Genomic DNA, 26,083 nt, shown 5'->3' on the forward strand with positions numbered 1-26,083 from the left:
GCTTAAACTTAATTCAGAAGCAAAGAGTTTGCTCTTTGTTTCTGGGTTTCTCTAACAAATGTTAAACCTAAAAAACAAAGACCATGAAATACCAATATCTAACCATCTTTTGTATGCTTGCATTACTGTCAAGCTGTACTATCTCTTCAAAAAAAGTAACAGATACCAAAGAGTATAATGTTTACCTGGAAACTACGAATGCCACAGTAAAGGAACAGGTTTTAGAAGATTTAACCTTTTGGCAGGAGAAATTTACCCAAACCCCGAATCAATTTCCGTATTTATCAAAAATAGCTTCAGCCTATAATAAGTTATTTAGTATAACCGGAGAAATTGAATATCTTCATGAATCCCAGAATGTCTACCAAAATCTAAATAAGAAAACAAACTATTCAAATTCTTCATATTTAAGAGGACTTGCAGCAAACTACATTTCACAACATAAATTTAAGGAAGCTTTGGTGTTACTTTCAAAAGCCGAAAAGAATGGTGATAATTTGGAAGGAACTCAAAAAATGCTGTTCGATGTGCATTTAGAATTAGGTAACTATAAACAAGCAAAAAGTTACCTAGACAAATTTAGCAATGATGCCGATTTCGATTATTTAATTCGAGTGGCCAAGTGGTCTGATCATCGTGGTGATTTGAATGCGGCCATTAAATACCTGGAACAGGCTAAGGTGAAAGCAGAACAATCGAATATAGCAAGTTCCAAACAGTGGATTTATACCAATCTAGCTGATTTTTATGGTCACAGCGGAAATATTCAAGCTTCGTATAATCACTTTTTAAAAGCCTTGGAATTGAGTCCGGATGATGCGTATGCGAAACGCGGTATTGCCTGGATTGTGTACTCTCATGAAAAAAATCCAGACGAAGCCCTCCGTATTTTAAATACGGTTTCGCAAACCTATCATGCCCCTGATTATTACTTGTTAAAAGCAGAAATAGCCAAGTTTAAAGGAGATTTAGATTTATATCAAAAAGAATTAGAGTCTTACAAACTAGCTGTGAACAATTCGTTATATGGTGATATGTACAACACTTACAATGTTATGGTTTACACAGAAACCTTCGAAAAATTAAATGAAGCTCTAGTACTGGCAGAAACCGAAGTGAATAATAGACCAACACCACAATCCTACGGTTTATTAGCCTGGACTTATTTTAAACAAGGGTTTAAAAGAAAGGCATTAAAAATTATGAGGGAGCATGTCGCAAACCAAACCTACGAGCCACAGACCTTATTACATCTTGCAGAAGTTTATAAAGCTAATAATAAGTTAAAAGAGGCAAAAATTTTGAAAAAGGATTTGCTGGAAAGTATTTTTGAATTAGGTCCATTAACCGAAAAAGATGTCAGAAATATTTAACCCAAAATCAACCATGAACGTATTAAAACTTATGACGCTATTTTCAGCCATAATGTGTGCAAAATTCAGTTTTTCACAACAAATAAAAGGTGTTGTGGCAAACAGTGTTAAACAACCATTAGAGGCGGCTTATGTTTACAATTTAAATTCTAAAAGTCACGCGCACTCTTCCGAAAATGGTGTATTTGTTATCGATAATTGTTCCAATGGAGATTCTTTGAAGATAGGGTTGTTAGGATATAAAAACAGGTATGTTGTAGTTAGTGACTCAAGTTTTAACTCGAAACAGACCATTATTTTAGAAGAGAAATCATTTCAATTAAGTGAGTTAGTCATCAACGAAACTGTTAATCCGGTAAGTACCATTTCCCGATTAGATTTAAAAACAAATCCGGTAAACTCATCTCAAGAAATTCTTAGAAAAGTACCGGGTTTAATTATTGGTCAACATGCCGGTGGAGGAAAAGCAGAACAAATCTTTTTACGTGGTTTCGATATCGATCATGGTACCGATATCTCACTGTCAGTTGATGGAATGCCGGTAAATATGGTATCCCACGCTCACGGTCAGGGGTATAGTGATTTGCATTTTATTATTCCGGAAACGGTAAATAAAATAGACTTTGGTAAAGGATCATACTATGCCAATCGCGGTGATTTTGCAACTGCAGGCTACGTTGATTTTTCAACCAGAGATTACTTAAAAGAAAGTTCAATAGGCTTAACGGTTGGTGATTTTAATACCCTACGAACACTTGGAATGTTTAATTTATTAGAACATGATACCGATAAAAATGCCTATATCGCTACCGAATATATTGCTACCGATGGGCCTTATGAATCACCACAAAACTTTAACAGATTAAATCTGTTTGGGAAATTTACCAGCTATTCACCAAATAATGATAAGGTGTCGGTGACTTTATCGCATTTTATAAGCCGTTGGGATGCTTCAGGACAAATTCCGCAACGTGCTGTTGATGATGGAAGTATTACTCGATTCGGAGCCATTGATGATACAGAAGGCGGAACGACCGAACGCACCAATTTTAATGTAGAATTTAATAAGCACGTGTCCGACCATTCCATGTTGAAAAGTAATGCCTTTTACTCGCATTACGGATTTGAATTGTATTCCAATTTTACCTTCTTTTTAGAGGATCCGGTAAATGGCGACCAAATTAAACAGCAGGAAGAACGTCATATTTTTGGTTTCAACACAGCCTTAAATCAGGAATTACTTTTAGGCGATGTCGGATTAACATTGACTTCGGGAGCCAGTTTGCGTCACGACATTATTAACGATATAGAATTGTCGCATACGCTAAATAGAAAAACAATCTTAGAACAAAAACAATTGGGGGATTTAAATCAAACGAATATGAATGCGTTCACTAATGCTCAGTTCGATTTAGGAAAGCTCAAAATAGCCCCGGCTTTGCGATTGGATTATTTTAAGTTTATGTATAACGATAAGCTATTGAACACTTACAGCACACAGGCTGAAGCGAAAACCATCGTAAGTCCTAAACTAAATTTCTACTACGATGCTTTAACCAATTTACAAGTGTATTTAAAATCGGGGTTAGGATTTCACTCCAACGACACGCGAGTAGTGGTAAGTCAGATGGGGAAAGATATTTTACCACGCTCTTATGGTGCAGATTTGGGAAGTGTTTGGAAACCGTTTCCAAAGTTAATTGTTAATTCGGCATTGTGGTATTTGTTCTTAGAACAAGAGTTTGTTTATGTAGGCGATGCTGGAATTGTAGAGTCAAGTGGAAAAACGGAGCGTTATGGTGTCGATTTAGGATTGCGTTACCAGTTAACAGATTGGTTGTATTTTGATTCTGATGCTACTGTAACACATGCCAGAAGTACTGAAGATCCTGAAGGAGAAAACTATATTCCTTTAGCACCGGATTTTACATTGGCCGGCGGATTGGCAGTAGATAATTTAGATGGTTTTTCAGGAGGTTTACGTTACAGATATGTTGATGACAGACCAGCGAATGAAGATAACAGTATTGTAGCCAAAGGTTATTTTGTAACCGATTTTAACGCGAATTATACGTTTAATAAAGTAACTGTAGGAGTGATTGTAGAAAACCTATTCGATACCGAGTGGAATGAAACACAGTTTGCTACCGAATCGAGATTGTTCAATGAGACAGCTCCTGTTGAAGAAATTCACTTTACGCCAGGAACGCCATTTTTTATAAAAGGAACAATTTCTTATAAATTTTAAAACCTAGGGTAGGGTAAAATAAAGTAAGGGTGTCTTACTAACAAATACAACTGAAAGAAGAGAGTGATGGTATACAGAAAAGAGAATCCTTCGTGAGTTGATTAATAGCAGCTAACAAAAGGAACAAAGAGTTAATAATTATGAAATGTGCCATGATAAATCTTTTAAATCAACCTAGATGATTATTGGCAAATTACATCTGACTATTATAAAAATAATAAATACTAACAGATGAAAAAGGAAAATTGATTTTCAAGGGACCGGTAGGATTGGTTGTCCTATTTGGTTTTTTGGGTTTTTTGTTAGGGAAAGCGGCTCGTGGTTGAGCCGCTTTTATTTTATATACATGCTAATTTGTAGCTTTTAAAAAGTATTTTTTACGTAACCAGAACGATACACTTACCAATAGAATTAATGCTGGAACTTCTACTAAGGGTCCTATAACACCAGCAAAAGCCTGTCCGGAATTTAATCCGAAAACGGCAATAGCAACAGCAATGGCTAATTCAAAATTGTTTCCAGCAGCAGTAAAGGCTACCGAAGCTGTTTTGTCGTAAGTACCACCCATGGCTTTGGTAAAGAAAAAGCCAATAATAAACATTAAAGCAAAGTATATCAATAATGGAACAGCAATAATTAAAACATCCATTGGGATTTCAACAATAAGTTCGCCTTTTAATGAGAACATTACGATAATAGTAAATAGCAATGCGATTAAAGTTAGTGGAGAAATTGTTGGAATGAATGTTTTTGTGTACCATTCTTCACCTTTTAACCGAACTAAAATTTGTCGGCTTAAAATACCCATTGCAAACGGAATACCTAAGTAAATCGCAACACTTTCAGCTATGGTTCCTATAGAAATATCAACAATAGCACCTTCGAAACCAAAGTAAGGAGGCAAGATTGTAATAAATATCCAGGCATAAAAACTATAGGCAAACACTTGAAAAATACTGTTAAGAGCTACTAAACCGGCGCCGTATTCGCTACTACCTTCGGCTAAATCGTTCCAAACTAAAACCATAGCAATACATCGTGCCAGACCTATTAAGATTAAACCGACCATATACTCCGGATAGTCTCTTAAAAATGTAATGGCTAGAATGAACATTAAAACCGGACCAATAACCCAGTTTAGAATTAGCGATACCGAAAGAATTTTTGTGTTTTTAAACACCGCAGGTAATAAGCTGTAATTTACTTTAGCCAGTGGTGGATACATCATTAAAATAAGTCCGATGGCAATAGGGATATTGGTAGTACCGCTACTCATAGCGTTGATAATATCTGGAAACTTAGGAAAAAAATATCCTAAACCAACACCTAGTGCCATGGCAACAAAAATCCATAAGGTTAGGTTTCTATCTAAAAAACTTAATTTTTTTGTAGCCATAATTACGCTTTAATTTGTGAAAACACATAGAATAATTCGGTAGCTATTTGAAGGCTACGCTCGTTGTATTTCTCAGCTTGTAGCGGTGTGTTATCGAACGCTTTTGGGTCTTCAAAAGTAATCGGGAAACGCTTTTCTGCTCCTAAAATTATCGGACAACCTTTATCGGCAGAAGAGCAGGTCATAATCGCAGCAAATTCAGATTGCGGATTAAATACATCATCGTAAGTTTTTGAAAAGCCAATAACCGGATGTTCATCTTCAGCATATTTAATACTATAAATAGGGTTGTTGCCTTCGGCGATGGTATGAATATCAAATCCTGTGTTTTTCAATGTTTCTGCAGCCATTGGGAATAGAGCAGTAGCTTCAGTACCTCCTGAATAACAGAATACTTGTTTTATATTAAAATGATGAGCGATTGTTTGTGCCCAAACCTGGGATAAATGACTGCGTCTGGAGTTGTGTGTACAAATAAAATTTAAACGTACTTCTTTTTGTGCATTAACTTTCTTTTGGATAAAGTCTATTAACGGTTGTAATGTTGTTTTACGTTCATCACTTACATTATCGGTCGGCAAGTTTAGTAATGTTTGTTCAATGTTTTTGTATAATGCCATGTTTTAAAAAAAGGTATTTTATACTTATAAATTAGCAACAACCGCTTCCAGGAACACAAGTGTTTACCGGTTGTAAGTCTGATAATTTTACTTTTGGTTTTTCAGCAGGAACTCCACATTTATCTTTCGCTAAACAATCAGTTTGTTTATTGGTTAATAAGAAAGTAGTACCGTCAAAATCCAATCCGAACTTACCAATGGTATCACCTTGATATTCTACTTCAATTTCAGAATCTTCAATATGTAAGGTGTTTTCTGAAAGTTCAATGATGTGTAATAGTTTTTCAGGATGTAAACGGTGGTCGTAATCGTTGGCATTCCATAGTTGAAAATTCACGATATTTTCGTGTCTAACTGTACCGCCACAGTCGATAAAGGTTTTATTTATTCTACCTATTTCGGTGACATGAAAATGAGATGGTACTAAATCTCCGTTTGGTAATTGAAACGCGATGGTTTCCAAATTTTGTAAGGCTGATTTAACTTCAGATAGTTTCATAATACAATGATTTTAATTTTGTGTTTTAGGGTTAACAACAGGATGTTTTTGGTAAATCCTGATCTAAAAACTCGGTCATTACAACTTTCATTTTAGTCCATACTTCTGGATTGATGCAATAGCATACGCTGGTACCTTCAACCGAACCTTTAATTAATCCTAAATGTTTTAATTCTTTTAAATGTTGTGAAATTGTGGGTTGCGCTAAACCAATTTCGTCTACCAAATCGCCACATACGCAAGCGTTGATTTTAAATAAATGTTGCAGAATAGCTACACGAGCCGGATGCCCGAAAGCTTTGGCGAACAGAGCAATTTCATTTTGTGAATCGGTAAATATTTCAGTTTTAGCTAATCCCATATTTATTGTTTTATTGCAATATTACGATTAATATAAAATAGAGAAAAGATATTTTCAATGTTTTTTCGTTTTAAGCATAAAAAAGCCTCAAAACTTATAAGGTTTCAAGGCTTTTTTTATAAAGATTGATTTTTTGTTAAGGTTGAATTATTTTTAAGATTTGTCCGTCTTTTTCAGGGTATAAGGCATGTTTGTTGTCCATATCCTCCTGTAAAAGCGTCATCATAACTTTTAACTGTTGTGGATTAGAATCGGCTAAATTGGTTGCTTCAAACGGATCGTTACTTAAATTATACAACTCATATTTTGGCGAACCTTCGATTTGAAAATGGTAAACAACTTTCCAGTTATCATTCACCAAACTTGTAAAATATGGTGTGCGATGATCATGAGGAAAATGGTTAAGGAAACTATTGTCTCGTTTTTTATTGGTTTTACCTTTAAGTTGCTTTTGTAAATTGAAACCATCTAAAATATATGATTCGGGAATATTTACATCTGCTAAATTACAAATGGTAGGGAACAGGTCTAAAATAGTTCCCATTTGATTCTCGGTTTGATTCTCAGAAATTTTTAATTTCTTTTGAAGTTTAATTTGATTATCTGGAGTTACCCATGAAGCAATAAATGGTACCCGCATGCCACCTTCCCAGTGCATGGCTTTTTTTCCTCGTAAAGGTTCAGAACTGCTATAGTCATTAGTTATGGGAAGAGGAGCATCCGAGCCGTTGTCTCCTAAAAATAGAATAAGTGTGTTTTCTCCCAGTCCTAAGTCTTTAACATGTTTAACAATATCTCCAAGGGATTTATCCATACCTTCAATTAAAGTGGCATAAGCCTGAGCTTTTTCATCTTTACCAAAGTTTTTATAATGTTCGGCAAATCTAGGGTCTGATTGAAATGGTTGATGAACCGCATAGTGTGACATATATAAAAAGAAGGGTTTGCCTTCATTTTTAGCATCTGTAATTTTTTTATTTGCCTCTCTGGTAAGGGCTTCTGTTAAAAAAATATCGTCTTTCCAGTATTCATCTAATCCGGGAACGGCACGAGAAATTTGTCCGTTTAGTTTACCATAACCATCACGTCCATAATAACTTCCGGGATGTCCGGCTCCAGAGCCACCTACATTAACATCGAAGCCTAAATTAAGAGGATTCTCTCCTTCGTATCCAATAGGACCGAAATGGGCTTTACCGACATGAATGGTTTTATATCCAGCCGATTGTAATAAACGAGGTAAGGTAATAGAAGATTTATTTAAGCCTTCCCAGTTCCAATCAGATGGTCCATATTTATTCTTGTTATTATGTTCTAAATGAATCCAGTTTGTTGTGCCGTGGCGAGCAGAGTTTTGCCCCGTAAGAATAGAAGCTCTGGTAGGTGAACACACAGAATGTGCATAGAAATTAGTAAAGCAAACGCCCTGCCTTGCTAACTTTTCCATATTGGGTGTAATATAGTAATCGTTTAGCGGATATTTTTTAGGTTGACCATTTGCGTCTACTAAAAATGGAACAGAGGTATCCATTAATCCCATATCGTCTACTAAAAACACAATAATGTTAGGGCGGTTTTCTTGAGCAGAAGCATAAGGGGTGAAACAGAATATTGATAAGATAATTAAGATTAAAAACTCTTTTTCTAAACGTACTTTCATTATACTTTAATATTGGTTTTGTGTTCGAACACAAAATTTTAGAGTGTGAATATAATTGTTTTGAAATAAAAAAGCCTGCTTCAATCAAGAAACAGGCTTAAAAATTTATATATAATTCTCGTTTTGACTTTTAAACACCTAAATTAGATAATACAAACGATTTTGCATTTGGGTGTAGCCTAATCCATAAGCCTGGGTTTGCGTTTAATTGCTCCTTAGCTTCTAAAGGGTTTGAACTTATTTTTGTATTTAGAACATTGGCATAAGTCTTAATTTTAGCAGGGGCAGAGTCGGCATCAACAACAGACTGTACCACCTTTTTAGCTTGTAAAATCGCAGCAGGACCTAAGGTAAGAATGTATTCGGCAGAACGACATTCCTGTTCATCATGTTCACTTACAACACTTCCACCTGCTTTAAACTTACTGATATGATGCTCTAAAATGCTATTTGAAATAGGTATAATTCCTGCTACATGGTGGTATTGTGCTCCCGAAAATGGTTTAATATAAGCCAGATGAGACGCCTTATTTTCTTCAGGACCATGACCTATAAAAAAGATATCCAGCCCTCCTAAATTTTCAAGTTTTGTAAGATACTCTATAAGGGCATATTCTAAATCAGGAGTATCGGTTTGCGTAGGTGTAAAGCTTTTAATTTTTTTAAAAAAAGCATCACCTAAAATGCGTTCAAAATCGCGAACAAAACTAAAACCATTAGCCATACACATAGGCGCTAAAGCATCCTGAGTGAATACATTCAATCGTGCTAATAAAGCATCTTGCTCGCCAGATTTTGCTAATTCTCCAAGTAAACGATGTAATTGTTGTGCGCCTCGACCACCAAGTAACGCGATGTTAATATCACCTTCTTTAGCTTCAGCTGTTTTGTATAATTCATTTAACATGGCCTGACCAACCTCAGCTTCGGTGTTAAAGACAGTTGGTGTTACTCCATAATCTGTTATATTAAAATTGCTGCTGTCTTGCTTGGTTAACCACACATTATTATTTTCTTCTTGTCTTGAAAAATTAGAATTTTTCATACTCATTTTCTTTATTTATTGATGTGTAACTAATCACACACCTCGTGTTTTTATAATCTTTTACTTAGAGCAAAAGTAAAATAATTGAAAGTAAGAGTTAAAGGAATACGAGTTTTATTTAGGTTTAAAAAGCATGGATTTAGTTTTGCTTTTCATATTTAAAGCTACAACCTTCTATACAAACTGGTCCGCTGGTTGGAATAAGGATAAAATAATTTGAATAGAATTCTAAGATGTAGGTAATAAAGCCATCATCATTTTCGGTTTCGCTAGTAAAGTCCGGGCAGTTATATTTTAATAGTAATTGATGCTCTTCTATAGAAAAATCCCCAATCGAACATTCAGCAAACATATCTGAAGAAAATATACCGTTTTCAAAAAACTCAAAAACTTTTCCGTTTTCCTGATCTACCCAATATTGAGGACCACCTGAACTAATGTAAGATTGGGTATGTTTCCATGTTCCAAGAAGTAATGATTCGTCGGCTATAACAGGATCATCAGATTTTGTATCGCAACCAACTAAAAGGTCAATTTTTAAAGCTTTTAATCGGGGTATTAATAAAAAAAAATCCCCTAAAAGCGTTAGAGGATATTTTTTAAGAATTTAATTATTGGTTTTTTAATTAACTCGCATTAACTACACCAAGCGTATAAAGGAATTCCATAGTAGGTGTTTCACTTCCGCCTGCTGGCTCTAAAGTAATACCAAAGGCCTCACTTGCATTGGCGTTTTCAATTTCAAATATTTTATTGTCGTCTGTTATAAAATCGTCTATAGTGCCTAAGCTGGTAGGCGTAAGGGGACTTAAAGTTAAAGACCAAACCTGATACACTTTTCCTTCAGGAGGTTCAGGTAATCCTTGCGCATCTAAATAAATACGCTCGTTAGTCTTATCCCAATACACATTAGCATAGGTGCTGGTAAAATTTCCCTGACCGGCTAATGGTATCTTCGTAATATTATTATCGCGTAATACAGAAATTAAAGTATTGGCTTCTTCCAAACTGTTGTTGGCATTGGCTATTTTTGTTTCTAATAATTCCTGCTGTGTTTTGCTTAATTGAATATCGGATTTTAATTGGTTGTTTTGTGTTACCGTCCAGAATAAACCAATCGCTAAAATAACTGAAGCTGCCCAACCGGTATAGGTTATCCAGTTGTATCTTGGTAATGATACCACTTTGCTATCTGTTCCGTTTAATCCTAAATGGGCTTTTATAGCCTTTAAAATGTTATCATTAATTTTTACTGGAGAAACTGATGCTGTAAGTTTAATTACGGCTGCTTCAATGTCTAATACTTCTTGTAATATTTCAGGATATTGCAGCATGAGGTTGTAGACTTCCTTATTTTGTGTTTCAGAAAGGGCACCTGCTACATATAGCTCTAAAATTCCAGATTCTATGTAAGCTTGTATATCCATATTATTCTAATACCATGTTTCTTAATTCTTTAATACAGTTGCGATTTCTGGTCTTAATAGTGCCCACGGGCATGTCGAGAGCTTCTGAAGCTTCAATTTGTGTATAACCTTTAAAATAGAGAAGTTCTATAACCGCTTTACATTTTTCTTTCAACTTTTTTACGAACTTTTTAATTCCAATAGCGTCTGTAGAATTGTCTAAACTATCGCTGCTTTCTAGAATATCTACGAAAAAATCGGCATCAAGGTTTTGCTTTGTTTTTTTAAAAGCTTTAGATCGTGTTTTATCGATGGCTGCATTTCTGGCAATATTTAAAATCCAGGTAAAAAATCGGCCTTTTTCGGAAGAATAACTGCTTGCATTATGCCAGGCTTTAATAAATACGTCCTGCATAACTTCTTCGGCTATATCTTTATCACGAACAATATTGTAGATGACGCCTTGCATGCTCTCGCTATACATGTGGTATAGGGTTTCAAAAGCTTTTTCGTCCTTCTGTTTGAAGTTTTCAATTAGGGTCTCTAATTCCATTTGGTAGATTAAGTTTCCGAAAAATAAGGAATTAAAAAGAAAAAGCTACTTAAATAAGTAGCTTTTGTATAAATATATTTTCAGTAACGAAGTTAATTCTTACGTAAATAAGTGCTGACAACAATGGCAACGTCTTCCCATGTCTTGCTTACACCATCTGGTCCGGTATGTAAGTCGAAACATACTTTATTTAAACTTTCAAGGGCTCCAAGGGCATCCCAATCGGCTAAATTCATAGTTCCCGTCATGGTTACACGGCGTTCATCGGTAACCTCAAAAGTAAGAGGTAAATCTTTTGTAACACCATTCATAGTTAAAGTGGCTACATAATTACCATTTGTTACTTTAATGGTTCCATCAATAAGGTCTGTATCTAACATAGCCCCAAAAAAGGATTCCTTTAATTTTGTATCTCTTGATGGATCTTTAGTAAATAAACTGCTTACAGGAATAGTGAAGTTTAAATTATTTAGAGCTTCTTCAGCTGATGCTCCCGTTTTTTCATCGAATTTTAATACGGTAAATTCTCCTCCAACTGGTAGTTTATCTGTGGTTTTGTAGGCGGTCCATTTTACCGAAGTAGCTTCTGGTTTTACCACAAACTTTTCTGCAGTCGTAATTTCTGTGTTTTCTTCAGTAGAGGTCTCTTTTTTATTGTCTTTACAGGCTACGAAACTTAATGCCAAAACAATAATCAGGTAACTTATTTTTTTCATGAATTAAGAATTTTTTTAAGATGTGAAATAGAGTACTAATATACTAATTGCATATGTTTATACATGACATAAGTCATGTTTTTAACAAAAGAATAAGGATACTTTTGAACTTTAAAAAACCACCATGATAAAACAACTAACCAATAAGTACAATGTTGCTGGGCCAAGATATACCAGTTATCCGACGGTACCTTATTGGAATCAAGATACTTTTTCTCTGAAAAACTGGAGAGCTTCGCTAATAAAATCGTTTAAGGCAAGTAATGCCTCCGAAGGCTTGAGTTTATATATTCATTTACCATTCTGTGAAAGTTTATGTACATTTTGTGGTTGTAATAAACGTATTACTAAGCAGCATAGTGTAGAACCGGTTTATATTAAGGCTGTTTTAAAAGAATGGAGTTTATACTTGGAGTTGTTTGATGAAAAACCAGTGATTAAAGAAATTCATTTAGGAGGTGGTACACCGACTTTCTTTTCTCCGGAGCATTTAACATTGTTGATTGAAGGCATTCTAAAACATGCCAAAGTTGCTGAAGATTATGAATTTAGTTTTGAAGGCCACCCGAATAATACCACGCGAGAACATTTACAGGCTTTATACAATGTAGGTTTTCGTCGTGTAAGCTTTGGTGTTCAGGACTATAATGAAACCGTACAGAAAGCGATTCATAGAATACAACCATTTGAACATGTAAAACGCGCTACCGAGTTAGCCAGAGAAGTAGGTTACACTTCGGTAGGTCATGATATTATTTTTGGTTTGCCATTTCAAACCTTAGAACACGTTAAAGAAACCATTTTAAAAACACAGGCTTTATTACCTGACCGTTTGGCTTTTTACAGCTATGCACACGTGCCATGGATAAAAGGTAACGGACAACGCGGATTTAATGATGAAGATTTACCATCGGCAGAATTGAAACGCGAACAATATCAATTAGGAAAACAATTGCTAACTAATATCGGCTATCACGAAATAGGGATGGACCATTTTGCTTTACCAACAGACACCCTTTACACATCCATGATTAACGGGAAATTACACCGTAATTTCATGGGATACACCTCATCAAAAACCCAGGCTATGATAGGCTTGGGCGTTTCGTCTATTAGTGATAGCTGGTATGGGTTTGCACAAAATGAAAAGAGCATAGAGGCTTATTATCATTTATTGAAAGAAAATATTATTCCTGTATACCGCGGACATATTTTAAATGATGAAGACCTTATTATTCGAAAACATGTTTTAAACTTAATGTGTCAGTTTAAAACCAGTTGGAGTAATGATAATTTATATTTTGATGAATTACCACAGGTTTTAAGTCGTCTGGCAGAAATGGAACGTGATGGTTTAATAGAAATTAAGAAGAGCAGTATTGTTGTAACATCAAAAGGTAAACCTTTTGTTAGAAATGTATGCATGGCTTTTGATGTGTTATTACAAAGAAAACAACCGGATACCCAGTTGTTTTCAATGACTGTATAGAATTTGTTATTTATCAGTGGTGACTATATTCTGAGTTTGCCTGTTATTTCGTCTACTTTTATGGCGTAAATAACAGGCGAATCTTCTTCTACCTTAGCCGAAAACTCTTGAATATAATCTAAATCGCGTCCTTCGTTATTTAGAATGACTTCTTTAACTCCTAAAGAAAATTCGTGTAACATGGCTTTAGCTCCACTACCAGATAGTTCCTGATAAGTGCCGTGAACCACAACCGATTTCCATTTGTCTATGGCATCAATTTCTGAAACTTCAAGAGCCACATTAGGGTTTAATCGAAGAGCATTAATTTTGTGACCTTCACCTGAATAACCAATAATAATATGGTCTTTATTGTACAAATAGGTGATGGGAACTACAAACGGGCGATTATTATATATATAGGCCAAATGGCCAACGTAGTTGTTGTGCAAAATGTACTCGCATTTTTGTAAATCTAAAGTTTCCATGAGCATTAGTTTTATTGGTTTTTAAATATGGCGGGTTCATTAATGCGTTTTTAGTAAAATCGATTCAGGGAACATTCATCTTTCAACACAAGAATTTACCATGTTTAAAATTACAGAATACCGTAGAACTGAAAAATGATTAAAATCAGTTGGTTATCATGTTGAATAAGAAATGTTTAATGGCAGTCTATAGAACTCGTGGCAAGTTCTACAACAGGAGCAGGAGACAGGTAAGGAATACCTAAACCTAAACCACGAAGAATAAATAGAAGACCAATGATTACCACGAAAACAGGAACAGCTTTCTGAATACGTTGCTTAATGCTACTGTTTAAAAATTTACCAAGGTAAATGGCTGAGGTCATCAACGGAATAGTGCCTAACCCAAACAACATCATGTATAAGCTGCTTTGAAATGCAGATGACATGGTGATGGCAGCAAACACGGCCATATAAACCAATCCACAAGGTAAAAATCCGTTAAGAAAGCCTATAGTTAAAAACGTATCGGCAGTTTTCTTTTTAAGGGCTTTTCCTAATGCAGACTTTACTTTAGCAATAAGGTTATAAATAGGTTTTGAAGCATTGTATTTATTAAATAGTTGTGTCGGAATTAAAATAATTACAATCATTAAAATACCAATAGCAATAGATAATTGCTGTTGCATACCAAACAGGTAAAAGCTTTTACCAATAAAGCCGAAAAGCAGTCCTATAATACTGTAAGCTAATAAACGCCCAATATGATATGAGAAGATTTGAGCGATTTTTTTAACCGAATTGCTGCGGTCTACAGGTAGCATAAAGGCAATAGGGCCACACATACCAACACAGTGGAAACTTCCTAAAATACCAAATATGAGTGCAGACCAAAGCATCTAGTATATAATTTCTTTTTTATAGAGATAAGAATTTTCGTTATATTTCCAGTCTACTTTAATGTTCCAGCGACCATCCAATAAACGTTTGTCAGGTATGAGCAAATTGTGGTTTGACAATGAAATAGGCGTTTCAAAGTCGAATTGTTTATTAGATGGTCTGTATAGGAACACTTTACCTGTAATTTTTGTGTAATCTAGATCACTGGGAAAATTAATTATCAACCCCTCTGCTGATATATTGTATGTAATATTTTGAGCTAAATTTTTAGCGTTATTTTCTTTATTTAAGTCGTTTTGAAACTCCAGTTCCTGACCGTAATAATCTTCGGTAACCAAATCATGATTGTATTTTTTATCGACACTCATAGTTATAATAAAATACATAATGAAGCTTATAAAAGCTACAAACGCTAAGGCAATACCTGTTCCCCAATTGAATTTCATCTGTCTTATTTTTTAATTATAACTTCTAGGTCCTAGAAAATTTACACTGGTTGTTTCAATAAGTTCATCATCGCTATAAACTTCTATAATCAGTTTATTTTTGTCTCCTGATAATTCACTTTGATTTATTTCTATAAACAGGGTGCCTTCGGCAATGCCTTGTTTTGGTACTTTAAAATTATCGCTGGCCGAAACCAGTTTAATTTCTCCGTTATACTTTCTAAGTTTAAAACTTACGTTGTCTATTTCTTTTACGGTTTTGTTAACCAGTTTGTAGGTGAAAATATTACTGATAATATTATCGCCTTTACGTTCATAGAGCTGTCCTGGTAAACGTAACACAGTGGCTTCAACATCGTTTCGAAGAAGCAGAAGCCCTGTAAATACGCCTATTAAAATAGTTAAAACAGCTATGTAGCCCTTCATTCGGGCTGTAAGTTTGAATTTTTGTTTCTTTTCTATTTCGTCTTCACTGGCATAACGAATTAACCCTTTAGGCAGGTTGATGCTTTCCATAATATGGTCGCATTCGTCAATACAAGCGGTACAGTTTACACATTCCAGTTGCGTACCGTTTCGAATATCGATACCGGTAGGGCAAACGTGAACACATTGTAAACAGTCTATACAATCGCCATGACCTAAGGCCTGACGGTCTTCATTTTTTCTGAATTTTTTTCTTCCGCTTTCGCCTTCACCACGTTTGTGGTCGTACGCTACTACAATAGATTTATTGTCAAGCAGTACACTTTGTAATCTTCCATAAGGGCAAGCAATAATACATACCTGCTCTCTAAACCAGGCAAAAACAAAATAGAATACCCCAGTGAAAATAATAAGTGGAACAAGTGTGCCTAAATGGTTAAACGGGCTTTCACCAATGTATTGTAAAAGCTTATCGCTACCAATTAAATAGGCTAAAAATATATTAGCAATAAGAAACGAGATGACTAAAAATATAAACCATTTCAGGCCACGCTTTCTTATTTTTTCGGCGTTCCATTCTTGGTTATCCAACCTGCGTTGTTTATTACGATCGCCTTCAATCCAGTATTCAATACGTCTGAAGACCATTTCCATAAAAATGGTTTGCGGACAAACCCAACCGCAAAACACGCGCCCGAATGCCACTGTGAATAAGGTGATGAACACGACACTTATAATCATGGACAAAACGAACAAATAGAAATCCTGTGGCCAGAATGGAAAACCGAAAATATTGAAACGACGCTCTAAAACATTAAACATCAAAAATTGATTTCCTTGGACCTTAATAAACGGAGCGGCAAACAAAAAGGCCAGCAATACGTAGCTTGTTATCTTGCGGTACTCGTATAGCTTGCCGCCGGGTTTTTTAGGGTACACCCAGGCACGCTTTCCTTCTTTGGTCATAGTACCAATACTATCTCTGAACGATTCGTTGCTAGGTGTTTCCAAGTTGTTTTGGTTTTAGGTTTTTTGTTAGGTGTTTAACGTTTTAGTTTGCGTCGTTCCAAATTTCTCCTTCAGCAGCTTTAGGCTCGGCAGGGGTTGTGCCCTGAAAGCTTAAAACATAGCTTGATACTTGTGCAATTTCTGATGGTTTTAATCCGTTTTTAGACCAGGCAATCATACCTTTTCCATCACGGCCACCTTCAGAAACTGTTTTAAATACATTTTTAATACCACCACCAAGAATCCAGTATTCATCGGTTAAGTTAGGTCCGATACCACCACCACCGTCAGCTTTATGACAAGCTATACAGTTGGCATCGAATATTTTTTTACCGTTGCTTAAATCGGAAGCATCGGTTAATAGTTCAACAGTATTGAAATCTACTAAGTCTTTAGCGGTTTTCTTGTATTCTTCAATGGCTTTTTGAGCTTCAGCATATTCAGTATTTAATTCGTCGTATTGTCCTTCGCCATTAAAAACGTGGAAACGTAGTAAATAGATTGCAGCAAAAACGATTGAAGCATAGAACCCATATAACCACCACGGTGGTAAATCGTTATCTAATTCCTGAATACCATCGTAGTTGTGATCCAGAATAATTTCGTGTTCTTTTTCAATGGGTTTTGTACCTGCAAGTGCCTTATATAAATTTTTAACCCATTGAATGAATTTAGAAGGTGTTTCTTGTTCAGCATCAAAGCGTGCCTTTGCAGCTTCGTCTAAACTTTGATAAAGTATAGACTTCATAGAGCTTACTATACCTTCTATTGCAATTAAAATAAAGATGACCAGTAAAAGGAATAGTGCCAGTAACGGGTATTCTACAAAGGCTGGTTTGTCTCCGGAATCTATAAGGAATTCGGCTAAGAAAAATATCGCAAAGAATATTATTGGAACTCTTAACCATGAAGGGAATGATTGTCTCATAATGTTTGGTCGTTTTGGTTTTCTAGTGGTAGGTTACTAACAGTTTTTATATAATCTTTTTTAGCAGTAACAACCCACCAAAATAGTACAACAAAAAAGATAAAAAAGATTAGCAGGGAGATGATAGGGTAGATCTCTACCCCGGCAATGGTCTCCATATGGTTTTTTATAAATTTCATCATGACGTTTAGTTTTTAGTTGAAGAAATTTCAGAATCTTTAACCTTAATGTCGGTTCCTAATCGTTGTAAATAAGCTATAACAGCTACAATTTCACGATTGCGCATTTCGGTAAAATCTGTACCGGCAGCTTTTTTGTCTGCTTCATAATTTGCAGCAAAATCTGGGTCGGTATACAGGTTTTTCTCGATTTTAGTTCCTTGGTCTAGCATGTGCTGTTGAGCATTGGCAATGTCATCTTCGGTATACGGAACACCTAGACTAACCATAGCACGCATTTTATCTTCGGTTTTCGATTTGTCCAGTCTGTTTTTAACCAACCATTGATAAGCTGGCATAATAGACCCTGAAGAGGTGCTTTGTGGATCGTATAAGTGGTTTAAGTGCCAGTTATCTGAATATTTACCACCAACACGGTGTAAATCCGGTCCGGTACGTTTACTACCCCATAAGAACGGGTGATCGTAAACATATTCTCCAGCTTTCGAATATTCTCCGTAGCGTTCTACTTCACTTCTAAACGGACGAATCATTTGTGAGTGACAGCCCACACAACCTTCACGGATGTAAATATCACGTCCTTCTAACTCTAAAGGAGTATAAGGTTTAACACTTGTTAAGGTTGGAATATTAGATTCTACCATTAAAGTCGGAACGATTTGTACAATACCACCAATTAAAATGGCGATGGTTGCATAAATGGTAAGTTTAATTGGTTTACGTTCTAACCAGGTATGCCATCCTTCACCAGCCACACGGTGTTTAGACACACGCTCCAGTGCAGGAGCCTCAGCTAATTCGTCGGTTACGGCATTCTGCGACTTTCTAATAGTGGTTATAATGTTATAAGCCAGAATAAACATTCCGAAGATATATAACGAACCACCAATAGCACGCATCCAGTACATTGGAATAATTTCGGTTACAGTTTCCAGGAAGTTACCATACATTAAGGTGCCGTCTGGGTTAAACTGTTTCCACATACTAGCTTGAGTAAATCCGGCAACGTACATAGGTAAGGCATAAATAATAATACCTAAGGTTCCTACCCAGAAGTGCGCATTAGCAAGTTTTAAAGAGTATAATTGTGTTTTAAATAGTTTAGGAACTAACCAATAAATCATACCAAAGGCAAGAAATCCGTTCCATGCAAGTGCTCCAACGTGTACGTGAGCAATAATCCAGTCGGTAAAGTGACCAATAGCATTTACATTTTTAAGAGATAGCATCGGACCTTCAAATGTAGCCATACCATATCCGGTTAGTGCAACCACCATGAATTTTAAAACAGGGTCTACACGAACTTTGTCCCAGGCACCGCGTAAGGTTAGTAGTCCGTTAATCATACCACCCCAAGAAGGCATTAATAACATGACAGAGAAAGCAACACCTAAGTTTTGCGCCCACTCAGGTAATGCGGTATATAATAAGTGGTGAGGACCAGCCCAGATATAAATAAAGATTAAAGACCAGAAGTGGATGATAGATAAACGGTATGAATAGATAGGTCTGTTCGCTGCTTTAGGTACAAAGTAATACATTAATCCTAAGAAAGGTGTAGTTAGAAAGAATGCAACGGCATTATGTCCGTACCACCATTGTACTAAGGCATCCTGTACACCGGCGTAAACCGAGTAGCTTTTCATACCGCTTACAGGAAGTTCTATATTATTAAAAATATGTAGTACAGCAACTGTTACAAACGTTGCTAAATAGAACCAGATGGCAACATATAAGTGACGTTGACGACGTCTTAAAATCGTTCCTATTAAGTTGGCGCCAAAGGCTACCCAAACTAAAGCAATGGCAATATCAATAGGCCATTCCAGTTCGGCGTATTCTTTTGATGTAGTGTATCCTAAAGGCAAGGAAATGGCTGCGGCCACAATAATTAATTGCCACCCCCAGAAGTTAATGTTACTCAGTACATCACTGAACATTCTGGTTTTTAAAAGGCGTTGAGAGGAATAATACACACCGGCAAAAATGGCATTACCTACAAAGGCAAAAATAACGGCGTTGGTGTGTAGTGGTCTTAGTCGCCCAAAGCTTAACCACGGAATTCCGTCGGTTAGGTTTGGAAACAAAAATAAAAAGGCTAAGAGCAAGCCTACAAGCATTCCTACAACTCCCCAAAGCATGGTAGCAAATAAGAATTTTTTAACAATCTTGTTGTCGTAGTAAAATTGTTGTACTTCCATAATGATTAATTGGTCTTTTTGTTTTTAATGGTTGTTTTCGATTGGTCTTTTACTAATTCGTCTTCAAAAAGCATTCTTACCGAAGGGGTGTAATCATCATCGTACTGTCCTTTCTTAACAGCAACAATAAAAGCAACGAAGAAGACAATAGCCACCACGATGCTAATACCTAATAACATATATATAACACTCATACCTATTGAAGTTACGGGTCAAAATTAAATGTGAAAGGTTTCTTAAAACATGACTTTTATCATGTTTAAAAAAATAACCTTTATTTTATCTTCTTACCTATAAAGTTTGTAGCAATAGTGGTAAATACCACAACACTAATAGAACTTAATGGCATTAATATCGCTGCAATAACAGGTGCTAATTGCCCGGTTACCGCAAAGTAAAGTCCAATGCTGTTGTAAATAAAAGAAAGCACAAAACTCCACTTAATTATAGTTATGGCCTGTTTAGAGGCTTTAATAAATTGATATAGCTGATTAAATTTTGAAGCGTCTAAAATAGCATCGCAGGCAGGGCTGAAGACATTCACATTTTCTGATAGCGCAATCCCTACATTACTTTGTGCCAGTGCTCCGGCATCGTTTAAACCATCGCCAACCATAAGTACTTTGGCACCTTCGGTCTGGTGATATTTTATGTATTCCAGCTTGTCATCTGGTTTCTGGTTGAAAATCAATTTGGTCTTGGCAGGTAGAAGTTTTTTTAGATTTTCCTGTTCTCCGGCATTATCACCCGAAAGGATAACTAAATCGAATTCCTGTTTAAGTTTATTAAATAGTTTAGATAAACCTGTACGGTAGCTGTTATAGAAGGTATATTTTCCTTTGTATTGATTGTTGGTGCTAATATGTACGGTTGTGTTTAAAATTGATGGATCACTGCCTCCCACAAAACTCGCCGAGCCAATTTTAATATTGTCGTTTAGGTAAGATGCTTCAATACCTTTTCCTAAATGTTCTTCAAAATGATTTAAAGAAATAATATTGTGTTCATCCAGAATGTCGTAAAGGGTTCTGCTTAACGGATGGTTAGAACCGCGAAGTGTATTTTTTAATAGAATTTCTTCTGAAGCAGATAGCATATCACCATCATAAGTCGCAATACTTTTTTCATTTGAGGTTATTGTTCCTGTTTTGTCAAAAATAACCGTATTAATTTCAGCTAACTGCTCAATAACCGAAGCGTTTTTTACGTAGAATTTTAGTTTGCCAAAAATACGAAGCAGATTTCCGAAAGTAAATGGAGCTGCTAAAGCCAAAGCGCAGGGACAGGCAATTATGAGAACAGCGGTAAAAACATTAATAGCTTTGGAAGCATCAACAACATACCAATACGTTGTTGCTAATACAGCAATACTTAATATGGCAATAGTAAAACGTTTACTAATGGCATTGGTAAGTGTGGTAAAATGGTCTTCCTTATTTTTATTGAACACATCATGACTCCATAACTGTGTTAGGTAGCTTTGTTCTACCGATTTTAAAGCTTCCATTTCTATAAGTCCGGCTGTTTGCTTGCCGCCGGCAAAAAGTTTATCACCTGAATCTTTACTGACTGTTTTAGATTCACCGGTAACAAAGCTGTAATCTATTTGGGCATTACCGTTAATTAAAATGCCATCGGCAGGAATTAATTCTTCGTTTCTAATTAATAGTCGGTCACCTTGTTTAATATCATAAACCTGAATAGGGGTTTCTATGCCATTTTCAATTTTAGTTATGGCAATAGGGAAATAGGATTTGTAATCGCGTTCGAAGGATAAAAATGAATAGGTTTTCTGTTGAAAAAACTTTCCGAGTAATAAAAAGAAAACCAATCCGGTCAGGCTATCGAAAAACCCCGAGCCCAAATCGAAAATAATATCTATGGTGCTGCGAATGAAAAGTACAGCGATGCCCAAAGCAATAGGTACATCTATATTTAAAAGCCCTTTACGTAAACCTTTGTAGGCCGAAATAAAATAATCCTGACCAGCATAAAACACTACAGGTAACGAAAAGGTAAACATAAGCCAGCGAAACAAATGTTTGTATTGCTCTAACCAATATTCGCCCACTTCAAAATATTCAGGAAAGGATAAGAACATGACATTTCCAAAGGCAAAACCTGCGATCCCTAATTTGTAAATAAGTGAGCGGTTAACTTGTGCTTTTCCGGTCTTGAAATCGTCAAGAGATATATACGGTTCATAGCCAATACTACTTAAAAGAATCACAACATCTTTAAGTGATGTGTCTTGAGTATTGTAGGTTACCCGAACATTTTTTTTGCCGAAATTCACCTGGGAAGCAGAAATGCCTGGATTTAATTTGTTGAGGTTTTCTAAAATCCAGATACATGAACTACAATGAATATGCGGAATATAAAGTGTGGTAATCTGTGTTTTACCATCGTTAAATTCGGTTAATTTTTCAATAATGTTTTCCTGAGATAAAAAATCGTATTTACCTTCAATGTCCTTTGGGGTTGCACCAGGTGCTGCCTGTAAGTCGTAGTAACAGGTTAAGTCGTTTTCTGAAAAAATTTCATATACAGTCTTGCAACCATTACAACAGAATGTTTTATCGTTAAATGTAATAGCCTGCGAATCGCATACGTCGCCACAGTGGAAACAATTTTCTTGATCCATACAATTTGCTCATTATTATACCTGTAACAAAATTCCCAAAAGAACTCCTTACAATATATGACTTTTATCATGAATTTTAAGTATTTTTACCGAACATATAAATTTCAGGTATGAGTAAATGTGAACAATGTATTGTTAAGCAATTTAATTCGTTAAAATCGCTTACCAAAGATGAATTGGTGCGTATTTCCGGGTGCAAAACTTCTAAAATAATCAAAAAAGGAGAAACTATTTTTGAAGAAGGAGACGTTATAAATGGGGTTTTTTGTATCCGCGATGGGGTTTGTAAGTTATCTAAATTAAGTGCCAACGGTAAAGATCAAATTGTAAAGTTGGTAGTGAAAGGAGACTTACTTGGGCAGCGCTCGTTGGTAACAGATGAGACAGCAAATTTAAGTGCCGTAGCCTTAAACGATATGGAAGTTTGCTTTATTCCTAAATCTGAAATTATTAGTGATCTACAGAAAAATTCCAATTTTACCCTGGATGTTTTAAAAGATATGGCTAACGATTTGAGACAAGCCGATGATATTATTGTTAATATGGCTCAAAAATCGGTACGTCAGCGTTTAGCCGAGACATTAGTTTACCTTTACGAAAGCTTCGGAACAAATTCAGATAAGACTTTAAGTGTGGTTTTATCTCGTGAAGATTATGCCAATATTGTAGGTACAGCTGTCGAGTCTGCTATTCGGGTACTTTCTCAGTTTAAAAAACAAGGTTTAATTTCAACTTCAGGTAAAAAAATTAAAATTGAAGACCTTGAAGGATTGAAGCGTGTTGAATAGAAACTATTAGCATTCTTCTGATTGCCATAGATATTTCTAATTGTATAACTGTGTTTGGTGTGTAAAAATATAGTATTTTTATACAGCTATGACACACGATAATACTACAAGAAAAGGATTTGTTTTCAAGTCGTACGAAGCACCGAATAAATCACCTTTCGATACTTTATTCGAAATTTTTAAAGAATTAATAACGCATACTTCTGGTGATTTCGATGAGGCTATCGATTGGTTGCGTGAACTCGATAAAGAATACAAATTAACCACTCCAGACTATTCTATAGACGATTTTATCGAAGACCTTATCAAGAAAGGCTTTATTCGTGAAGAACTTGATCCAGATGGTAATGGTGGTATGGCAATAACTGCCAAAACCGAGCGCGCCATTCGTCAGCAGGCTTTAGATCAAATCTTCGGAAAAATAAAACGAAGCGGACAGGGTAATCATCGAAGTAAAAGTCCTGGAGTAGGTGATGAGCATACCGGAGATTTTCGGGGGTATCAGTTTGGTGATGCCTTGGACAAGGTGTCCATGACCGAAAGTTTAAAAAATGCTCAAATTAATCACGGCATTTCAGATTTTAACCTATCGGAAAGTGATTTAGTAGTTGAGGAAACCCTTCATAAATCGCAAATGAGCACGGTGCTTATGATAGATATTAGCCATAGTATGATATTATATGGTGAAGATCGTATAACACCGGCAAAAAAAGTAGCCATGGCTTTAGCCGAATTAATTACTACTCGATATCCAAAAGATACCTTAGATATTTTAGTATTTGGAAACGATGCCTGGCAAATAGAAATTAAAGACTTACCCTATTTGAAAGTAGGACCTTACCATACCAATACGGTAGCCGGATTGCAACTGGCAATGGATTTACTTCGAAGAAAACGCAACACCAATAAGCAAATCTTTATGATCACCGATGGAAAACCTAGTTGTTTGCGGTTATCTAATGGCGAGTATTTTAAAGATAGTTTTGGACTAAATCCTAATATCGTTAATAAATGTTATGCCATGGCACAGCAAGCCAGACGTTTGCATATTCCTATTACAACCTTTATGATTGCAAAAGACAATTACTTAATGCAATTTGTCAGGGAGTTTACCTATGCCAATCAGGGCAAAGCCTTTTATACTGGCATTAAAGGTTTAGGAGAAATGATTTTTGAAGATTACGAAACCAATAGAAAAAAGAGAATTAGAGGATAGCTTATGAATATTGAAAACATAAAAACACTTGGAGACTTAAAGAAATCAGGTTATCAAAGTAAATCTATTAAGGACGAATTAAGAGATAATCTGATTCAAAAAATAAAAAATAAGGAAACGACTTTTGAAGGTGTTCACGGGTATGAAAATACTGTGATTCCCGAATTAGAGCGTGCTATTTTATCAAGACATAATATTAATCTACTTGGATTACGCGGACAAGCGAAAACGCGTTTGGCGCGTTTAATGCTGAATCTTTTAGATGAGTATATTCCTTTTGTTGAAGGTTCTGAGATTAACGACGATCCCTTTCATCCAATTTCTCGATATGCAACAGAACTAATTAAAGAAAAAGGTGATAATACTCCAATTGCCTGGTTACATCGCAGTGAACGTTTTGCTGAAAAATTGGCGACCCCCGATGTTACTGTGGCTGATATTATAGGTGATGTTGACCCAATAAAAGCAGCAAACCTGAAACTTAGTTATGCCGATGATCGTGTGATTCATTATGGAATGATTCCTCGGGCCAACCGTTCCATTTTTGTGATTAATGAGTTGCCCGACCTGCAAGCCCGAATTCAGGTGGCTTTATTTAATATATTGCAGGAGGGAGATATACAAATCCGTGGATTTAAGTTGCGATTACCTTTAGATATTCAATTCGTGTTTACCGCCAATCCTGAAGATTATACTAACAGAGGTAGTATTGTTACACCGTTAAAGGATAGAATTGGCTCACAGATATTAACGCATTATCCGGTTAATATTGAAACGGCTAAACAGATTACAGAACAAGAAGCAAAATTGGAGGAAAGTCAGAAAGAGACCGTTGTGGTTCCGGATTTAGCCCGCGATTTATTAGAACAGATTGTTTTTGAAGCGCGTAAAAGCGATTATATCGATGCTAAAAGTGGTGTAAGCGCTCGTTTAAGTATTACAGCTTTAGAAAATTTATTAAGTACTGCCGAGCGTCGTGCTTTACTTGCAGGCGATGAAACTACAACGGTACGTTTATCAGATTTTATGGGGGTTATTCCTTCTATTACCGGAAAAGTAGAACTGGTGTATGAAGGCGAACAGGAAGGAGCGGCTGTTGTGGCTTATAATTTAATTGGTGAAGCAGTGAAAAGTTTATTTGTACAATACTTTCCTAAAATTGAAAAACTAAAGAAACAGGAAGAAGAAACGCCTTATGATGATATCATTTCTTGGTTCTTCAATCAGAAAGATGGTTTTGAATTGGGTGATAGTTTGCGTGACAAGGAATACAAAAGTCTATTAGATGGTGTAAGTCCGTTAAACGATTTGTTAGGAAAATATCAGCCTAAACTGAATCCGATAGACAGTTATTTTATGAAAGAATTTGTACTCTGGGGACTTTCAGAATTCAACCAATTAAGTAAGCATCGTTTTTCAGACGGCATGCAATTTAAAGATCCTTATGGAAGTTTTATAAGTGGTATTTAGATGAAATTTCCTTCTTTTTTCATATTCACGGTATATGGTGGTTTAATTTGCAAATCTGTATTTTA

Annotated in this window: 25 protein-coding genes; 6 read left to right on the top strand and 19 right to left on the bottom strand. The window is 35.7% G+C overall.

Going from position 1 to position 26,083, the window contains the following annotated elements:
• Nucleotides 1–83 precede the first annotated feature (83 nt).
• On the top strand, nucleotides 84–1,373 hold the full coding sequence (locus NO995_RS12560) for a cell surface protein (RefSeq protein ID WP_258227809.1): 1,290 nt from the start codon (nucleotides 84–86) through the stop codon (nucleotides 1,371–1,373).
• Nucleotides 1,374–1,386: 13 nt separating this feature from the next.
• Nucleotides 1,387–3,621 (top strand): TonB-dependent receptor, encoded by a 2,235-nt coding sequence (locus tag NO995_RS12565; protein ID WP_375141556.1) that lies wholly within the window; start codon nucleotides 1,387–1,389, stop codon nucleotides 3,619–3,621.
• Between the two features lie 349 nt (nucleotides 3,622–3,970).
• Here NO995_RS12565 and arsB read toward each other — a convergent pair whose 3' ends face one another.
• The 10 genes from arsB to NO995_RS12615 form a co-directional block, all read right to left on the bottom strand.
• On the bottom strand, nucleotides 3,971–5,017 hold the full coding sequence (arsB, locus tag NO995_RS12570) for an ACR3 family arsenite efflux transporter (protein WP_258227810.1): 1,047 nt from the start codon (nucleotides 5,015–5,017) through the stop codon (nucleotides 3,971–3,973).
• A gap of 2 nt (nucleotides 5,018–5,019) precedes the next feature.
• Complete coding sequence (locus tag NO995_RS12575) at nucleotides 5,020–5,637, bottom strand: low molecular weight phosphatase family protein (protein ID WP_258227811.1); 618 nt, start codon at nucleotides 5,635–5,637, stop codon at nucleotides 5,020–5,022.
• Nucleotides 5,638–5,668: 31 nt separating this feature from the next.
• The gene (locus tag NO995_RS12580; RefSeq protein ID WP_258227812.1) at nucleotides 5,669–6,136 is read right to left on the bottom strand and encodes a DUF6428 family protein; all 468 of its coding nucleotides are present in this window, start codon (nucleotides 6,134–6,136) and stop codon (nucleotides 5,669–5,671) included.
• Between the two features lie 31 nt (nucleotides 6,137–6,167).
• Complete coding sequence (locus NO995_RS12585; RefSeq protein WP_240572742.1) at nucleotides 6,168–6,497, bottom strand: helix-turn-helix transcriptional regulator; 330 nt, start codon at nucleotides 6,495–6,497, stop codon at nucleotides 6,168–6,170.
• A 136-nt stretch (nucleotides 6,498–6,633) separates the two neighbouring features.
• On the bottom strand, nucleotides 6,634–8,157 hold the full coding sequence (locus tag NO995_RS12590; RefSeq protein WP_258227813.1) for a sulfatase: 1,524 nt from the start codon (nucleotides 8,155–8,157) through the stop codon (nucleotides 6,634–6,636).
• A 130-nt stretch (nucleotides 8,158–8,287) separates the two neighbouring features.
• Entirely contained in the window at nucleotides 8,288–9,202 is a 915-nt protein-coding gene (locus NO995_RS12595) for a hypothetical protein (RefSeq protein ID WP_258227814.1), read from the bottom strand.
• A gap of 139 nt (nucleotides 9,203–9,341) precedes the next feature.
• Nucleotides 9,342–9,554, bottom strand: coding sequence for a hypothetical protein (locus NO995_RS12600; RefSeq protein WP_258227815.1), 213 nt, complete (start codon nucleotides 9,552–9,554; stop codon nucleotides 9,342–9,344).
• Between the two features lie 274 nt (nucleotides 9,555–9,828).
• Nucleotides 9,829–10,629 (bottom strand): anti-sigma factor, encoded by an 801-nt coding sequence (locus tag NO995_RS12605; RefSeq protein ID WP_258227816.1) that lies wholly within the window; start codon nucleotides 10,627–10,629, stop codon nucleotides 9,829–9,831.
• Nucleotide 10,630: 1 nt separating this feature from the next.
• Nucleotides 10,631–11,161: an RNA polymerase sigma factor gene (locus tag NO995_RS12610; protein WP_258227817.1), complete on the bottom strand. Its 531-nt coding sequence runs from the start codon at nucleotides 11,159–11,161 to the stop codon at nucleotides 10,631–10,633.
• Between the two features lie 92 nt (nucleotides 11,162–11,253).
• Nucleotides 11,254–11,877, bottom strand: a complete 624-nt coding sequence (locus NO995_RS12615) for a YceI family protein (protein ID WP_258227818.1) — start codon at nucleotides 11,875–11,877, stop codon at nucleotides 11,254–11,256.
• Between the two features lie 124 nt (nucleotides 11,878–12,001).
• On the opposite strand from NO995_RS12615, the gene hemN reads away from it, so the two are divergent.
• Nucleotides 12,002–13,366, top strand: a complete 1,365-nt coding sequence (gene hemN / locus NO995_RS12620) for an oxygen-independent coproporphyrinogen III oxidase (RefSeq protein ID WP_258227819.1) — start codon at nucleotides 12,002–12,004, stop codon at nucleotides 13,364–13,366.
• Nucleotides 13,367–13,389: 23 nt separating this feature from the next.
• Here the strand turns inward: hemN and NO995_RS12625 are convergent, their stop codons facing one another.
• The 9 genes from NO995_RS12625 to NO995_RS12665 form a co-directional block, all read right to left on the bottom strand.
• A complete protein-coding gene (locus NO995_RS12625; protein ID WP_240572751.1) occupies nucleotides 13,390–13,833 on the bottom strand; it encodes a pyridoxamine 5'-phosphate oxidase family protein in 444 nt (147 codons plus the stop codon).
• Nucleotides 13,834–14,009: 176 nt separating this feature from the next.
• Nucleotides 14,010–14,711, bottom strand: coding sequence for a sulfite exporter TauE/SafE family protein (locus NO995_RS12630; protein WP_258227820.1), 702 nt, complete (start codon nucleotides 14,709–14,711; stop codon nucleotides 14,010–14,012).
• The gene (locus tag NO995_RS12635; protein WP_258227821.1) at nucleotides 14,712–15,158 is read right to left on the bottom strand and encodes a FixH family protein; all 447 of its coding nucleotides are present in this window, start codon (nucleotides 15,156–15,158) and stop codon (nucleotides 14,712–14,714) included. It lies immediately after the preceding gene.
• Nucleotides 15,159–15,170: 12 nt separating this feature from the next.
• Nucleotides 15,171–16,595 (bottom strand): cytochrome c oxidase accessory protein CcoG, encoded by a 1,425-nt coding sequence (ccoG, locus tag NO995_RS12640; RefSeq protein WP_258227822.1) that lies wholly within the window; start codon nucleotides 16,593–16,595, stop codon nucleotides 15,171–15,173.
• 40 nt (nucleotides 16,596–16,635) lie between these two features.
• Nucleotides 16,636–17,520, bottom strand: a complete 885-nt coding sequence (locus NO995_RS12645) for a cbb3-type cytochrome c oxidase N-terminal domain-containing protein (RefSeq protein WP_258227823.1) — start codon at nucleotides 17,518–17,520, stop codon at nucleotides 16,636–16,638.
• Nucleotides 17,517–17,702: a CcoQ/FixQ family Cbb3-type cytochrome c oxidase assembly chaperone gene (locus NO995_RS12650; protein WP_240572756.1), complete on the bottom strand. Its 186-nt coding sequence runs from the start codon at nucleotides 17,700–17,702 to the stop codon at nucleotides 17,517–17,519. Before NO995_RS12650 ends, NO995_RS12645 begins: the two co-directional genes overlap by 4 nt.
• A 5-nt stretch (nucleotides 17,703–17,707) precedes the next feature.
• Nucleotides 17,708–19,900: a cytochrome-c oxidase, cbb3-type subunit I gene (gene ccoN, locus NO995_RS12655; RefSeq protein WP_258227824.1), complete on the bottom strand. Its 2,193-nt coding sequence runs from the start codon at nucleotides 19,898–19,900 to the stop codon at nucleotides 17,708–17,710.
• 5 nt (nucleotides 19,901–19,905) lie between these two features.
• Nucleotides 19,906–20,094 (bottom strand): cbb3-type cytochrome oxidase assembly protein CcoS, encoded by a 189-nt coding sequence (gene ccoS, locus NO995_RS12660; protein ID WP_188215089.1) that lies wholly within the window; start codon nucleotides 20,092–20,094, stop codon nucleotides 19,906–19,908.
• A gap of 80 nt (nucleotides 20,095–20,174) precedes the next feature.
• Nucleotides 20,175–22,544 (bottom strand): heavy metal translocating P-type ATPase metal-binding domain-containing protein, encoded by a 2,370-nt coding sequence (locus NO995_RS12665; RefSeq protein ID WP_258227825.1) that lies wholly within the window; start codon nucleotides 22,542–22,544, stop codon nucleotides 20,175–20,177.
• 110 nt (nucleotides 22,545–22,654) lie between these two features.
• On the opposite strand from NO995_RS12665, the gene NO995_RS12670 reads away from it, so the two are divergent.
• From NO995_RS12670 to NO995_RS12680, 3 genes are all read left to right on the top strand, one after another.
• Entirely contained in the window at nucleotides 22,655–23,332 is a 678-nt protein-coding gene (locus tag NO995_RS12670) for a Crp/Fnr family transcriptional regulator (protein ID WP_240572759.1), read from the top strand.
• Between the two features lie 88 nt (nucleotides 23,333–23,420).
• The gene (locus tag NO995_RS12675; RefSeq protein WP_258227826.1) at nucleotides 23,421–24,548 is read left to right on the top strand and encodes a VWA domain-containing protein; all 1,128 of its coding nucleotides are present in this window, start codon (nucleotides 23,421–23,423) and stop codon (nucleotides 24,546–24,548) included.
• Between the two features lie 3 nt (nucleotides 24,549–24,551).
• Nucleotides 24,552–26,018: a sigma 54-interacting transcriptional regulator gene (locus NO995_RS12680; RefSeq protein WP_258227827.1), complete on the top strand. Its 1,467-nt coding sequence runs from the start codon at nucleotides 24,552–24,554 to the stop codon at nucleotides 26,016–26,018.
• The last annotated feature ends 65 nt before the right edge of the window (nucleotides 26,019–26,083 follow it).

It is taken from the genome of Aestuariibaculum sp. M13 (genome assembly GCF_024723255.1).
Lineage (GTDB): Bacteria > Bacteroidota > Bacteroidia > Flavobacteriales > Flavobacteriaceae > Aestuariibaculum > Aestuariibaculum lutulentum.